Origin of the sequence: Pseudomonas sp. 2995-1 (genome assembly GCF_002742505.1) — a bacterium.
GTDB lineage: Bacteria > Pseudomonadota > Gammaproteobacteria > Pseudomonadales > Pseudomonadaceae > Aquipseudomonas > Aquipseudomonas sivasensis.
Map to the genome: position 1 here is coordinate 566,129 of NZ_LJSA01000332.1, position 14,497 is coordinate 580,625.

Here is a 14,497-nt window from a genome sequence, read left to right on the forward strand (position 1 = left end):
CTATGAGAGTCGTTCTTATAACTATTTAATACGTTCAATTCGCTTCATACCAACTCTTTTTTCTAAAGGTGTCCTTCGTGAAACTTAAACCCCTGCTGGCCCTGGGCCTGATGACACTGGCTGCCTCCACCCAGGCGTTTGGCGGTACGACCCTGGACCGGATCGAACAGAAAAAAGAGCTGGTGGGCGTGCTGATGGAAAGCTATCCGCCGTTCTCGTTTCTCAATGACCAGAACCAGTTGGATGGTTTTGACGTCGATGTGGCCAAGGCCGTGGCGCAAAAATTGGGTGTGAAGCTGCGTCTGGAAACGCCATCGTGGGACGTGATCGCCGCTGGCCGCTGGAGCGGGCGCTACGATATTTGCATCTGCTCGATGACCCCGAGCAAGGCCCGCGCCGAAGTGTTCGACTTCCCGGTGGAGTACTACGCCTCGCCGGCCGTGATCGTGGTCAATGCCAAGGACGACCGCATTCACGCCGCCAAGGATTTGAGCGGCAAGAAAGTCGGCCTCACCAGTGCCTCCAGCTATGAAAGCTACCTGAACAAGAACCTGGTGATCGAAGGCGCCGAAGACACACAACTGCAGTACCCGTTCGAAGAGGTGCAGATCGCGCCGTACGACACTGACAACGTCGCCTTCCAAGACCTCGGCCTCGGCGCTGGCGTGCGCCTGGACGCGATCCTTACCAACCTGGTGACCGCACAGCCTCGCCTGACCCAGGACAAACGCTTCAAGCTTGCTGGCGAACCGCTGTACTCGGAGCCCAACTCGGTAGCTATCGAAAAAGGCGACGCCGCGTGGGACAGCAAAGTGCGTGAGGTGTTTGCCCAGCTCAAGCAGGACGGCACCTTGAGCAAGCTGTCGCAAAAATGGATCGGCGCTGATATCAGCCGATGAGTTTTCGCACGCGGCTTTACCTGACCTGGGCGGCGCTGTTCGCCCTGTTTGCGAGCTTCTTCCTGAGCTTTGACCTGAAGTTCTCGATCATTCTCGACAAGCTGCCCAACCTGGTCGGCCTGCACCTGGCGCCCAATGGTTTCCTGCAGGGCGCGGCGTTAACGCTGTTCCTGTGCCTGTGTTCGATTCTGGTGTCGTCGGCGCTGGGCTTCGTCACGGCACTGGGGCGCCTGTCCAGCAGCGCGGTGGCGTTTGGCATCGCCACCTTCTACGCCTCGTTCTTCCGTGGCACGCCGTTGCTGATCCAGATCCTGCTGATCTATCTGGGCATGCCGCAACTGGGCCTGGTGCCCGGCGCGATCACGGCTGGGATCATTGCTCTGTCGCTGAACTATGGCGCGTACCTGAGCGAAATCTTCCGCGCCGGCATCCTTGGCGTGCCCCACGGCCAACGCGAAGCCGCCCTCGCGCTGGGCATGCGCGATAACGCGATCTTCTGGCACGTCACCCTGCCCCAAGCCATGCGCACCATTGTTCCGCCCGCGACTAACCAATTCATCTCGATGCTCAAGGACTCGTCCCTGATCTCGGTGATGGGCGTGTGGGAAGTGATGTTCCTCGCGCAATCCTACGGCCGCTCAAGCTATCGCTACATCGAGATGCTCACCACCGCCGCAATCATCTACTGGGTGATGTCCCTCGCCCTGGAATTGATCCAGGCGCGGATGGAACGTCACTTTGGTAAGGGCTACGTTCGGCGCGGGTGAAGTCAGTAGAGCGGGCGTCGCACCCGCCCCCCCTCTGCAAACCGCGCGCCTTATCGCACAAGACCTGGGAAGTCTCCTGCAATCCAGCGGCACTGCGCCTGACATTTATCCCGCCTGAGCATCGCTAAATTCCCCGCCTCAAATATCAAGAGGTGGGCCTACATGCCGTTCATACACAAACAACTCGCACTGGCGATCATGCTGTCGCTGGGTGTCGCGAGTACTCAAGACGCGCAGGCACGGGGCGATATGGAGCCGGACAGCGAATGGCTTGATTGGATTGTCATGCCCGATGAAAGCCGACAGTTCGAACCGGCCGTCCCAGGGCCAGATGACTTCTACTTCGCGGATCGGGCGACGAGTCGCAACGGCCTGAACGTCGCCCGCGTGCTCGACGCTGCCGTGGATGAACTGTACGCGTCGGGCGAAATCAGCGAACAGGCCAAGGACGAGCTGGACGATTACGGCCAGTACCTGTCCAGCCTTGCACCCGGCCAGGTCGGGGCCGCGCTTGAGCAACTGGCCGGCAGCCAAAACGCCAATCTGGGCACCGCCACGCAAAACGCCCTGAAGCAGTTGAACGCCAGCCTGCTCTCGGCAGTACGTCAGTTAGATATGGACACCCGCGAGACAGGCCGAGTTTGGCTGCAGGGCCTGGACAGCGGCGGCAGGCTCGACGCTCAACACGGCAGCGCCGGCTTGAGCCAAAGCACCCAAGGCGTGCTGCTCGGCGCCGACTGGTCAATCGACCACGCGTGGCGAATCGGTGTGGTGGGCGGCAAGTCCGGCAGCGGCTTGAGCACCAAGGGTTTCAAGGGTGAAGTGGACAGCTGGCACCTCGGCACCTACGCCGCACGTCAGGACGGGCCGCTCTCGATGCGCCTCGGTGCGCTTTACAGCAGCCATCGCGGGCAGAACAAACGCTCGGTCGATCTAGGCTTGCTCGACTATCGTGAGCAGCTCAGCGGCAAATACAAGGCCCACAGCCAGAACGCTTTTGCCGAGTTGGGCTATCAGTTGGACGCTGCCGGCTGGCGCGCCGAGCCCTATGCCGCCGTCGGTTTCCAGCGCTACCAGCGTGATCGTTTCGAGGAAAAAGGCGGCTACGGCGCGCTGAACGTTGGCACACAAACCCAGCAGAACCTCAGCAATACCTTCGGCGTGCGAGTCTCCCAAGACTTCGCGCTGGGCAACCGCATGATCCTCAAACCGCACCTGAGCAGCAGTTGGAAACACCTGTATGGCAACGTCGACAGCCGCGTGCGCCAGTCCTTCGTCCATGAAAAACGCGAGGACTTCAACAGTGAGTTCACCATCGGCGGCACGTCTCTTGACCGCAACAGCCTCGCGCTGCGCACCGGCCTGGACCTGACGCTGTCGGCGGAACACAGCGTCGGCCTGGCCTACACCGCGGAATTTGGCAGCAACAGCCGCAACCAGGGTCTGACGGGCCAGTGGGCGATGGCGTTTTAAAGGCGAAAAAAAAGGGGGCACATGCCCCCCGAGGATTAAACGTTAGTGTCGAAGGCTGTATCAGCCTTCGACTTCAATCAAGATTTCGCCAGGGTTCACCCGGTCGCCCTTGGCCACATGGACAGCGGTTACCTTGCCGGCAATCGGTGCCTGCACTTCGGTTTCCATCTTCATGGCTTCGGTAATCAACACCGCCTGACCGGCCTTGACCACGTCGCCTTCCTTGACCAGCACGTCAACGATATTGCCCGGCATTGCGGTGCTGACATGGCCCGGCTCGCTGGCCTGCTTGCGCTTGCTGCTGCCGCCGCCGACAAATTCGTTGAGCGGCTCGAACACCACTTCTTCCGGCATGCCGTCGATGGACAGGTAGAAATGACGCTTACCTTCGGCTTTTACGCCGACACCGGTGATGTCCACGCGGTAGCTTTCGCCGTGTACGTCGATGACGAACTCGGTCGGCACACCTTCGCCACCGGCACGGGCTACGCCGCCGGCTTCAGGGATGGGTAACAGCACTTCAGGGGCCAAGGTGCCGGCGTCGCGCTCTTCGAGGAACTTGCGGCCGATGTCCGGGAACATGGCGTAGGTCAGCACGTCTTCTTCGGATTTGGCCAATGCGCCGATTTCTCCGCGCAGCTTGGTCATCTCTGGCTTAAGCAGGTCGGCTGGGCGCACGTCGATCACTTCTTCGCTGCCGATGGCCTGGCGACGCAACTTCTCGTTCACAGTGCCCGGCGCTTTGCCGTAGCCGCCTTGCAGGTAGAGCTTCACCTCATTGGTGATGGTCTTGTAGCGCTCACCGGCCAGCACGTTGAAGAACGCTTGAGTGCCGACGATCTGCGACGTTGGCGTCACCAGCGGCGGGAAGCCGAGGTCTTCACGCACACGCGGGATTTCGGCCAGTACTTCGCTCATGCGGTTGAGGGCGCCCTGCTCTTTCAACTGGTTGGCCAGGTTGGAAATCATCCCGCCCGGTACCTGGTTGACTTGCACACGGGTGTCGACGGCGGTGAATTCGCTTTCGAACTGGTGGTACTTCTTGCGCACGGCGTAGAAGTACAGACCGATCTCTTGCAGCAGTTCCAAGTCGAGGCCGGTATCGAATTCGCTGCCTTTAAGGGCGGCGACCATCGACTCGGTACCCGGGTGGCTGGTGCCCCAGGCGAAGCTGGAGATGGCCGTGTCGATATGGTCGGCACCGTTTTCGATGGCCTTGAGTTGGCACATCGCGGCCAAGCCGGCGGTGTCATGGGAGTGGATGAAGATCGGCAGGTTCTGCTCGGCCTTCAGCGCCTTGACCAGCTCGCCGGTGGCGTATGGGGTCAGCAGGCCGGCCATGTCCTTGATCGCGATCGAATCGCAACCCATGGATTCCAGTTGCTTGGCCTGCGCCACGAACGCGTCGATGGTGTGCACCGGGCTCGTGGTGTAAGCGATGGTGCCTTGGGCATGTTTGCCGGCGGCTTTTACGGCTTCGATGGCCACGCGCAGGTTACGCACATCGTTCATCGCATCGAAGATACGGAACACATCGATGCCATTCACTGCTGCCTTGGCGACGAAGGCTTTCACCACATCGTCGCTGTAATGGCGGTAGCCCAGCAGGTTCTGACCACGCAGCAACATTTGCAGGCGGGTGTTAGGCAACGCGGCGCGCAGTTTGCGCAGACGCTCCCACGGGTCTTCTTTCAGAAAGCGTACGCAGGCGTCGAAGGTCGCGCCGCCCCAGACTTCCAGGGACCAGTAGCCGACTTTGTCGAGCTTGTCGCAGATCGGCAGCATGTCGTCGGTACGCATGCGGGTCGCCAGCAACGATTGGTGGGCGTCGCGCAGGATGGTGTCGGTTACGAAGATTTTCTTGGTCATTGTTGTATTCCTCACAGGCCTGCGTGGGCGGCGATGGCGGCGGCGATGGCCAGGGCCAGCTCTTCGGGTTTGCGCTTGATCGAGTAGTTGGTCAGCTCAGGGTGGCTTTCCACAAAACTGGTGTTGAACTGGCCGCTACGGAATTCCGGGTTACGCAGGATTTCCTGGTAGTAGGCGGCGGTGGTCTTCACGCCTTGCAGGCGCATGTCGTCCAGGGCACGCAGGCCGCGGTCCATGGCTTCTTCCCAGGTCAACGCCCACACCACCAGTTTCAGGCACATGGAGTCGTAGAACGGCGGGATGGTGTAGCCGGTATAGATAGCCGTGTCAGTGCGCACGCCGGGACCGCCGGGCGCGTAATAACGAGTGATCTTGCCGAAGCTTGGGAGGAAGTTGTTTTTCGGGTCTTCCGCGTTGATGCGGAACTGCAACGCGAAGCCACGGTGCTGGATGTCTTCCTGTTTCACCGACAGAGGCAGGCCCGAGGCGATGCGGATCTGCTCACGAACGATGTCGATCCCGGTGATTTCTTCGGTGATGGTGTGTTCCACCTGAACCCGGGTGTTCATTTCCATGAAGTACACCTCGCCCTCGGCGAGCAGGAACTCCACGGTACCGGCGTTCTCGTAGCCCACGGCCTTGGCCGCGCGCACCGACAGGTCGCCGATGTAGGCGCGCTGTTCAGGGGTCAGCTGTGGGCTTGGGGCGATCTCGATCAGCTTCTGGTTGCGACGCTGGATCGAGCAATCACGCTCGAACAGGTGCACCACGTTGCCGAAGCTGTCACCGAGGATCTGCGCCTCAATGTGCTTGGGATTGACGATGCATTTTTCCAGGAACACTTCCGCCGAACCAAAGGCCTTGGTGGCTTCGGAGATGACGCGGGGGAAGGCTTGTTCAAGTTCTTCGCGACTGTTGCAACGACGAATCCCGCGACCGCCACCACCCGAGGTGGCCTTGAGCATCACCGGGTAACCAATGCGGTCGCCTTCGGTGAGGGCTTCGGCGATGTCGGCGACGTTGCCTTCGGTGCCTGGCGTGACCGGCACGCCGGCTTTGATCATGCTGCGGCGCGCTTCGGTCTTGTCGCCCATGCGGCGGATCACTTCAGCGGACGGGCCGATGAACTTGATCCCACGCTCAGCACAGATGTCTGCCAACTCGGCATTTTCCGACAGGAAGCCATAGCCAGGATGCAGCGCATCACAACCGGTTTCCACGGCCAGGTTCACCAGCTTGCGCGGGTTTAGATAACCGGCCAAAGGCTCGGCACCAATGCTGTGAGCTTCGTCGGCACGTTTAACGTGCAACGCGTGGCGGTCGGCGTCGGAATAGACCGCGACCGAGCGAATGCCCATCTCGGCGCAGGCACGCACGATTCGTACGGCAATTTCACCACGGTTGGCGATCAGGATCTTTTTTATCACTTGGAAATTCCCTTGAGCCGATTGCTGCGTTCTTCGACCCCTGGAGCTGGGTCGGCGCGTGACTAAATGTTTCATGACAGTCGCGAGACACACACTAAGCCCCAGCAGGGATTAACAAAAATCAATAATTATTGGGTTGTGTATAAGTAAAGACTTATAGTCACCGCATTACGGCCGGGATGGGTATTTGAATTATGCGTAAGTCATTGATGCGTATGACATTGCGTCAATTGCAGATTTTCAATGAAGTGTGCGATTTACGCTCTTACAGCCGTGCAGCCGAGGAAATGTCTCTGACACAACCGGCCGTCAGCCTGCAAATTCGTCAGCTGGAGGAGCTGATCGGCCAGCCGCTCTTCGATTACGTCGGTAAAAAACTCTACATGACCGAGGCCGCCGAGGCGCTGCAACGGGCCAGTCGTGACATCTTCGGGCGCCTGGAAAACCTCGATATGCAGCTGTCGGACATGCAAGGTTCATTGCAAGGTCAGCTAAAGCTCGCGATTGAATCCAGTGCCAAGTATTTCGTGCCGCACCTGTTTGCCGCGTTCAAGCGCCAGCATCCGGAAGTACAACTGCACCTGACAGTGGTCAACCGCGCCCAGGTGATCCGGCGTCTTTCCGACAACCGCGACGACCTCGTGATTATGTCCATGGTGCCCCAAGACATGGGGTTGGAATTCCTGCCGTTTCTCAACAATCCGATTGTTGCCGTCGCTCCACCCGATCATCCATTGAGTCTGCAGGGGCCACTGCGTCTGCAAGACCTGGAGCCTTACACACTATTGGTGCGCGAACCGGGCTCCGGCACGCGACTGGCCTGCGAGGAGTATTTCAAGGAGAAGCGCGTGCACTTCACCCAGACGGTGGAAGTGGCTTCGGCCGAGGCGCAGCGTGAATGCGTGTGCGCAGGCTTGGGCGTGGCTTTGCTGACGCGCCATGCGGTGAATATGGAACTGGCCACCGGCGGGCTCAAGGAGCTGCCGGTGGAAGAGCTGCCGCTGTACCGCAGTTGGTGCCTGGTGCAGGCCAAGGCCAAGCGCCTGTCACCGGTGGCCCATGCGTTCCTGGGCTTTATCCGCAGCGAGCGGGTGCAAATCAGCGCACTGGCTGAACGCTTCGCTGGGCAGCCGCGGGTGCCTGCCAGTGGAGTTCTGGGTAGTCACTGATGCTCTGGAGCAGTTGGCGCTCCTGGCAACGGTCTTCAATTGCGCGACGGAACGCCATGCGACGCTGGTCTTCCTGCTGACGACGGGTCTTTACGGTGCTGTTGCTGTCTTCGTAGGGACGGGCCATTTGGTGTCTCCCAAAGCGAGTACGGGGAGTACAGGATGGGTCGTAGCGATGACGGTTTAACGGCGCGGGGGTTACAGGACGATGAATCTTCCGAATAGGTAAACAATCCAAATGTGGGAGGGGGCTTGCTCCCGATTACAGTACATCAGCCGATTTCTCTTTGACTGACCCACTGCTATCGGGAGCAAGCCCCCCCACATTTTGAGCGTGTATGGCCCTGGATCAGTCGTCGAGGGCTTTGACGGACTTGGGCGACAACCGCAGGCTACGCAAGCTGCGCTTCACACTCTTGAGGTGGTTGACCAGGCTCGGTCCGCGCGCCATGGCCACGCCCATCGCCAACACGTCGATCACCACCAGATGGGCGATGCGTGACGTCAGAGGCGTGTAGATCTCGGTGTCTTCATGCACGTCGATCGCCAGGTTGACTGTGGACAGTTCGGCCAACGGCGTCTGGCTCGGGCACAGAGTAATCAACGACGCGCCGCTTTCACGCACCAGATTGGCGGTGATCAGCAGGTCCTTGGAGCGGCCCGACTGGGAAATACAGATCGCCACATCCGTCGGTTTCAAAGTCACCGCCGACATCGCCTGCATATGCGGGTCGCTGTACGCCGCTGCTGTCAGCAGCAGGCGGAAGAATTTGTGCTGGGCATCTGCCGCCACCGCGCCGGACGCACCGAAGCCGTAGAACTCCACACGCTGAGCCTGGGACATGGCAGTCACGGCTTTTTGCAGCTCCACCGGGTCGAGCTTCTCGCGCACTTCCATGAGGGTGTGCAAGGTGGTGTCAAAGATCTTGAGGCTGTAATCGGCGACGGAGTCGTCTTCATGGATTGCAAACTGACCAAAACTGGCACCGGCGGCCAGGCTTTGGGCCAATTTGAGTTTCAGGTCCTGGAACCCGGAGCAACCGATGGCGCGGCAGAAGCGCACGATGGTGGGCTCGCTGATGCCAACGCTGTGGGCCAAGTCGGCCATGGAACTGTGCATCACAGCCGCAGGGTCAAGCAGCACGTGATCGGCAACCTTGAGTTCCGATTTGCGTAACAGGTGGCGCGACTGGGCGATATGTTGCAACAGGTTCAAAGGACGGACTCTTGTTATTGGCAGGGCCAGGGGATGTAGCAAGCTTGTAGTTATACTACAAGAATTGTCGTTTTGCCCGTCCGACGCATCACTTAATTGCCCTGCCACCCTCATATTCAAAGGCCAGGAGCTTTGTAGCCACTCCGGCGCCCTTGGCGTCGCTAAGGATAATCTGCATTTTTCCGTAACAATTCTGCCAACCCGTCAGCCTGCATCGGCCGGCTGATCAAATACCCCTGTACTTCGTCGCAACGCTCCGCCCGCAGGAAATCCAGCTGCTGCTGATCTTCCACGCCTTCGGCCACGACCTTGAGCGCCAAGCCGTGGGCCATAGCGATAATCGCTCGGGTGATGGCCGCATCCTCGCGCCCCTGTCCGAGCCCACGGATAAAGGTCTGGTCGATTTTCACGTAGTCCACAGGGATGCGCTTGAGGTAGCTGAGGGACGAGTAACCCGTGCCAAAGTCATCGATGGCAAGCTTCACCCCCAGGTCACGCAGTTGCTGGAAAGTGGCGATGATGTGTTCAACGCTGTCGAGCAGTTGGCTCTCAGTCAGTTCCAGCTCCAGGTATTGCGGGTCCAGGCCGGTTTCTTCCAATACTTGGCGCACCAGGCTGACCAGCTTGCCCTGGCGCAATTGGTGAACCGAGAGATTCACCGACACCCGAATCGAAGCCAACCCCTGGCGCTGCCATTCACAGGCTTGCCAGCAAGCCTCGCGCAACACGAATTCGCCCAGCGGCACGATAAGGCCCGTTTCTTCGGCCAGGCCGATAAAGTCGCAGGGCGGCACCATGCCCCATTGCGGGTGCTCCCAACGCACCAACGCTTCAGCAGCATTGAGCCTACCGGTGGCCAGGCACAGTTTCGGCTGGTAGAACACCGAAAGCTGGCGCTCCTCGATGGCTTTACGCAGATGGTTTTCCAACTGCAGGCGCTCAAGGGTGCTGCCTTGCAGGCTGTCGGTGTAGAACTGGAAGTTGTTGCCGCCCAGGTGCTTGGCGTGTTGCATGGCCATATTCGATTGGTTGACCAGCTCGGAAATTTCACGCGCATTGTCCGGCAGCAAACTCACGCCCATCGAAGCGCTAACCACCAGCTCATGCCCCTCCACCGTCACCGGCACTCGCAGCTTGGCCAGCAGCCGCGTGGCCACCCGCGCCAGGCTCGACAGGCTACCGTAGGCGTCGAACAAGACAGCGAACTCATCGCCGGACAGGCGTGCAATGGTGTCGGCTTCGGGCAAGGCGTTGATCAACCGGCGGGCCATCTTTTGCAGCAACTGATCGGCCACCTCATGGCCCAAGCTGTCATTGAGCAGCTTGAAGCGGTCCAGGTTGATATGCAGCAACGCCAGACTGCGCCCGCCCTGGCGCACGCGCTGGTGGGCTTCGCGCAGCCGTTCGCGGAACAGCGAGCGGTTGGCCAGTCCGGTCAATTCATCGTAGTGAGTGAGGTAGCGCATGCGCTCCTCGGACTCGCGCCGCGCCGACAGATCAGCGAAGAAGCCCACGATGTGACTGACTTTTCCACGAACATCACGCACAACATTCAATTGCAGCCACTGCGGGTAAAGCTCGCCGTTCTTGCGTGTTTCCACCAGTTCACCCTGCCAGGTGCCGTGACTGAGCAAAGCTTGGCGGATCACCGGGAAGTGGCGTCGGGCATCGCGGCTGCTGGGTAGCTCCACCACGTTGCGACCGAGCATGTCATCAATGTCAAAACCGGTGACGCGACTGAAGGCCTGGTTGACTGCGATCAGCGCGTAATCCGGGTCGAGGATCACGATGCCTTCGCTGGCGGCTTCGAACACCGTCGAGGCCAGCCGCTGTTGTTCTTCGAGCGCCTTGCCGGCACTGATGTCGCGCCGCGTACCGAGCATTCGAATTACTCGCCCGCTCGCAGCGCGCTCCACCGCGCGGCCACGGTCTTCGATCCATACCCAGTGACCATCGCCATGGCGCACGCGGTATTCCACCTGGTAATCCTCGGTGCGCCCCTTGAGGTGCTCCACCAACGCGCGTTTGAGCAACGGTAAGTCATCCGGGTGCAAGCGCGGTTTGAGGTGGCCGAGCATGGCCGTGACGTACTCCGGCTCCAGGCCGAATAGCTCTTTGAGCTGGGTGTGATGGACTTCGTCGGTTTGCAGGTTCCAGTCCCACAAGCCCAGTTCGCTGGCTTGCAACGCCATGGCCAGACGCGCTTCACTTTTATTCAGGGCCAGGCTGGCGACGTCCAACTCCTGACTACGTTGCGCCACACGGTCCTGCAGGCCGATCTGGGCTTCGCGCAGCTCTTGTTCGACCTGACGGCGCTGCTCGACTTCACGCACCAAATCCTGATTCAACTGTTCGCTGCGCTGCTGCGCCTGCTGGAGATGCTCGATCAGCGCCTGGTTCTGGAAACGCCGCAGGAGTTCACGCTGGATCAGGCGGTTGACCTGCCAGGCCACCAGGTTCAGCGACACCAGCAGGATCAGGCCGAGCACACCCCAACCTTGTTGCTGCGGGCTACCATCCCATAACAGGTAGACAATAGACGGCACCAGGCACGGCACAGCGAAGGATAGAAACGCCGGCAGGCTCACGGCGTAGGCCACGCTGGCCGATAATGTCGCCGCGCCGATCAGGCCGAACACCCAGGCTTGCTGCATGAAGCTGTTGACCGGCGCCAGGGCGATGGCCGCAGTGGCCAGCGTCAGGCCACTGACCGCCGAACCGAGCATGAACATGCGCCGCCACACCGGCTGCGCCTGTCGGCTGGGCATCGCCGAATCAAACGCTGCCACCTGGATCACGCGCATGGCCACCAGGGCGAGGAGCCACACCAGCCAGATGCTGTCGAGCACGTATTGTTTGGGGTTCCACAGCAGCCAGGCGCATACCAGGCCGTTCACCAACATTAATAGGGTCGGCAGCAGCGAACCTTGATACAACAGGCGAGTGCGCTCGACCGCCATCTCAGTGGCGTAGTGTTTACGGATAACCTGCGCAGGCGCCATCGAGGGGCCAGGCAGGTCGGTGCTGAGGGTCATAGGCAGTGTTCTTATAATGGTGAGCCCGAAACGTGGACGGAGCATACACAAGCAAACGCTTGGGCCAAACTGCTCCACGTCATAAAAACTGCGTGGTCACACGCCGCAAAGCTCGGTGCCAGACGGCTTCAGCGAGACCCGGCGCGGGCTGTGGGCATTGACCGACCGGTCATCACCCTGAGCAGAATATTGAGCCGGCCCGGATCACGTTGAATATTTTCCATCGACCACCCGGCATTGGGATTTGCCCGACTCCCCCCAGCACCCTAGAATGCGCCGATGCGCGATGATCTCTCTCTTTTGCTGAACTCCCTCAACGATGCCCAACGCCAGGCCGTAGCGGCCCCCGTTGGCCGTCAGTTGGTCCTGGCCGGTGCTGGCTCCGGTAAAACCCGAGTGCTGGTGCACCGTATCGCCTGGTTGATCCAGGTCGAAAACGCGTCTCCGCACTCAATCCTGTCGGTGACGTTCACCAACAAGGCCGCTGCCGAGATGCGCCATCGCATCGAACAGTTGATGGGCATCAGCCCGGCCGGCATGTGGGTCGGCACCTTCCACGGCCTTGCGCACCGCCTGTTGCGGGCCCATTGGCAGGAAGCTGGCCTCGCCCAGACCTTCCAGATCCTTGACAGCGACGACCAGCAACGCCTGGTCAAGCGCGTGATCCGCGAACTCGGCCTCGACGAACAGCGTTGGCCCGTGCGCCAGGCGCAGTGGTTTATCAACGGCCAGAAAGACGAAGGCCTGCGCCCGCAACATATTCAAGCCAGCGGCGATCTTTTCTTGGCCACCATGCGCAGCATTTATGAAGCCTATGAGGCTGCTTGCGCACGTGCCGGCGTGATCGACTTCTCCGAACTGCTGCTGCGCGCCCTCGACCTGTGGCGCGACAACCCCGGCTTGCTGGCCCATTACCAGAAACGCTTCCGCCACATTCTGGTGGATGAGTTCCAGGACACCAACGCCGTGCAGTACGCCTGGTTGCGCCTGCTGGCCAAGGGCGGCGACAGCCTGATGGTAGTGGGTGACGACGACCAGTCCATCTACGGCTGGCGTGGCGCGAAAATCGAGAACATCTACCAGTATTCCGAAGACTTCCCGGACGCGGTCACTATCCGTCTGGAGCAGAACTACCGTTCTACCGCTGGCATCCTCAAGGCCGCCAACGCCTTGATCGCCAACAATACCGGACGCCTGGGCAAAGAGCTGTGGACCGACGGCGGCGAAGGCGAAGCGATCAATCTGTACGCAGCCTTCAACGAGCACGATGAAGCGCGCTATGTGGTGGAAACCATTGAAAGCGCCCTGAAAACCGGCCTGGCACGTAGCGATATCGCGATTCTGTACCGCTCCAACGCCCAATCGCGGGTATTGGAAGAAGCCTTGCTGCGCGAACGCATCCCGTACCGCATCTATGGCGGTCAGCGCTTCTTCGAGCGTGCGGAAATCAAGAACGCCATGGCCTACCTGCGCTTGCTGGAAGGTCGCGGCAATGATGCGGCGCTGGAGCGAGTGATCAATATCCCGGCCCGCGGTATCGGCGAAAAAACCGTCGAAGCAATCCGCGACCACGCGCGCCACGCCGACGTGTCGATGTGGGAAGCCATGCGCTTGCTGATCGCCAACAAAGGCCTGACCGGGCGGGCAGCGGGTGCGCTGGGCGTGTTTGTAGAGCTGATCGAGAATCTGGCCGCCAAGTGCCTGGAAATGCCCCTGCACTTGATGACCCAGACCGTGATCGAGCAGTCCGGACTGATCGCCTATCACGAAGCGGAAAAAGGCGAAAAAGGCCAGGCCCGAGTAGAAAACCTTGAGGAACTGGTCAGCGCCGCCCGCGCGTTCGAAAACACCGAGGAAGACGAAGAGCTGACCCCACTCGCCGCATTCCTCGGGCACGCCTCGCTGGAAGCCGGTGATACCCAGGCCGATGAGCATGAAGACAGCATCCAGCTGATGACCTTGCACAGCGCCAAGGGCCTGGAATTCCCGTACGTGTTCCTGGTGGGCATGGAAGAAGGCCTGTTCCCCCACAAGATGAGCCTGGAAGAGCCCGGCCGTCTTGAAGAAGAACGTCGCCTGGCCTACGTGGGTATCACTCGGGCGATGCAGAACCTGGTCATGACCTACGCCGAGACCCGACGCCTGTACGGCAGCGAGACCTACAACAAGGTGTCGCGCTTCGTACGTGAAGTACCGAAGGGCCTTATTCAGGAAGTTCGCCTGTCCAACAGCGTCAGCCGCCCGTTCGGTGGCGGCCAACAGCAGAACTCCAGCAGTATGTTTGCCGGTTCCGAGATTCCGGAAACTCCGTTCAGCTTGGGCCAGCAGGTCAGGCATGCGGTCTTCGGTGAGGGCGTGATCCTCAATTTCGAAGGTGCTGGCGCCCAGGCACGAGTGCAGGTGAACTTCGCCGAAGGTAGCAAATGGCTGATGATGGGTTACGCGAAGCTCGAAGCAGTCTGAAACATTTGCCTACATGAAGCTTATTGGCCCGCCCTTGTATTCAACGAGCGCGGGCCAATATCAGTAATCAGTCCTACAGATCCTTCGGAATCGGTCTTACGCAAAAGCCCGAAACATTATGCCGCTAGCCACTGCCACTACACCTGTGCAACATGGCGCGCGTGCAATCCACAAATGGG

Annotated in this window: 10 protein-coding genes; 5 read left to right on the forward strand and 5 right to left on the reverse strand. The window is 60.2% G+C overall.

Annotated features, from left to right (window positions below):
* Window positions 1-77: 77 nt before the first annotated feature.
* From AOA61_RS11590 to AOA61_RS11600, 3 genes are all read left to right on the forward strand, one after another.
* Window positions 78-899, forward strand: a complete 822-nt coding sequence (locus AOA61_RS11590) for an ABC transporter substrate-binding protein (protein WP_032884478.1) — start codon at window positions 78-80, stop codon at window positions 897-899.
* Entirely contained in the window at window positions 896-1,666 is a 771-nt protein-coding gene (locus AOA61_RS11595) for an amino acid ABC transporter permease (protein ID WP_032884479.1), read from the forward strand. Before AOA61_RS11590 ends, AOA61_RS11595 begins: the two co-directional genes overlap by 4 nt.
* A gap of 162 nt (window positions 1,667-1,828) precedes the next feature.
* Complete coding sequence (locus AOA61_RS11600) at window positions 1,829-3,139, forward strand: autotransporter domain-containing protein (RefSeq protein WP_099601779.1); 1,311 nt, start codon at window positions 1,829-1,831, stop codon at window positions 3,137-3,139.
* Between the two features lie 60 nt (window positions 3,140-3,199).
* On the opposite strand, the gene oadA is transcribed toward AOA61_RS11600, so the two are convergent.
* Window positions 3,200-5,008, reverse strand: a complete 1,809-nt coding sequence (gene oadA / locus AOA61_RS11605; protein WP_099601780.1) for a sodium-extruding oxaloacetate decarboxylase subunit alpha — start codon at window positions 5,006-5,008, stop codon at window positions 3,200-3,202.
* A gap of 11 nt (window positions 5,009-5,019) precedes the next feature.
* The gene (locus tag AOA61_RS11610) at window positions 5,020-6,435 is read right to left on the reverse strand and encodes an acetyl-CoA carboxylase biotin carboxylase subunit (protein ID WP_003213442.1); all 1,416 of its coding nucleotides are present in this window, start codon (window positions 6,433-6,435) and stop codon (window positions 5,020-5,022) included.
* A 194-nt stretch (window positions 6,436-6,629) separates the two neighbouring features.
* Here AOA61_RS11610 and AOA61_RS11615 point away from each other — a divergent pair, with 194 nt between their 5' ends.
* Complete coding sequence (locus AOA61_RS11615) at window positions 6,630-7,604, forward strand: LysR family transcriptional regulator (protein ID WP_032884482.1); 975 nt, start codon at window positions 6,630-6,632, stop codon at window positions 7,602-7,604.
* On the opposite strand, the gene AOA61_RS11620 is transcribed toward AOA61_RS11615, so the two are convergent.
* The 3 genes from AOA61_RS11620 to AOA61_RS11630 form a co-directional block, all read right to left on the reverse strand.
* Window positions 7,534-7,731: a PA3496 family putative envelope integrity protein gene (locus tag AOA61_RS11620; protein ID WP_099601781.1), complete on the reverse strand. Its 198-nt coding sequence runs from the start codon at window positions 7,729-7,731 to the stop codon at window positions 7,534-7,536. The genes AOA61_RS11615 and AOA61_RS11620 overlap by 71 nt on opposite strands.
* Window positions 7,732-7,953: 222 nt before the next feature.
* Entirely contained in the window at window positions 7,954-8,820 is an 867-nt protein-coding gene (gene hexR, locus AOA61_RS11625; protein ID WP_003177007.1) for a transcriptional regulator HexR, read from the reverse strand.
* A gap of 161 nt (window positions 8,821-8,981) precedes the next feature.
* The gene (locus AOA61_RS11630; protein ID WP_099601782.1) at window positions 8,982-11,855 is read right to left on the reverse strand and encodes an EAL domain-containing protein; all 2,874 of its coding nucleotides are present in this window, start codon (window positions 11,853-11,855) and stop codon (window positions 8,982-8,984) included.
* Between the two features lie 279 nt (window positions 11,856-12,134).
* On the opposite strand from AOA61_RS11630, the gene uvrD reads away from it, so the two are divergent.
* Complete coding sequence (gene uvrD, locus AOA61_RS11635) at window positions 12,135-14,318, forward strand: DNA helicase II (protein WP_095185244.1); 2,184 nt, start codon at window positions 12,135-12,137, stop codon at window positions 14,316-14,318.
* Window positions 14,319-14,497 lie beyond the last annotated feature (179 nt).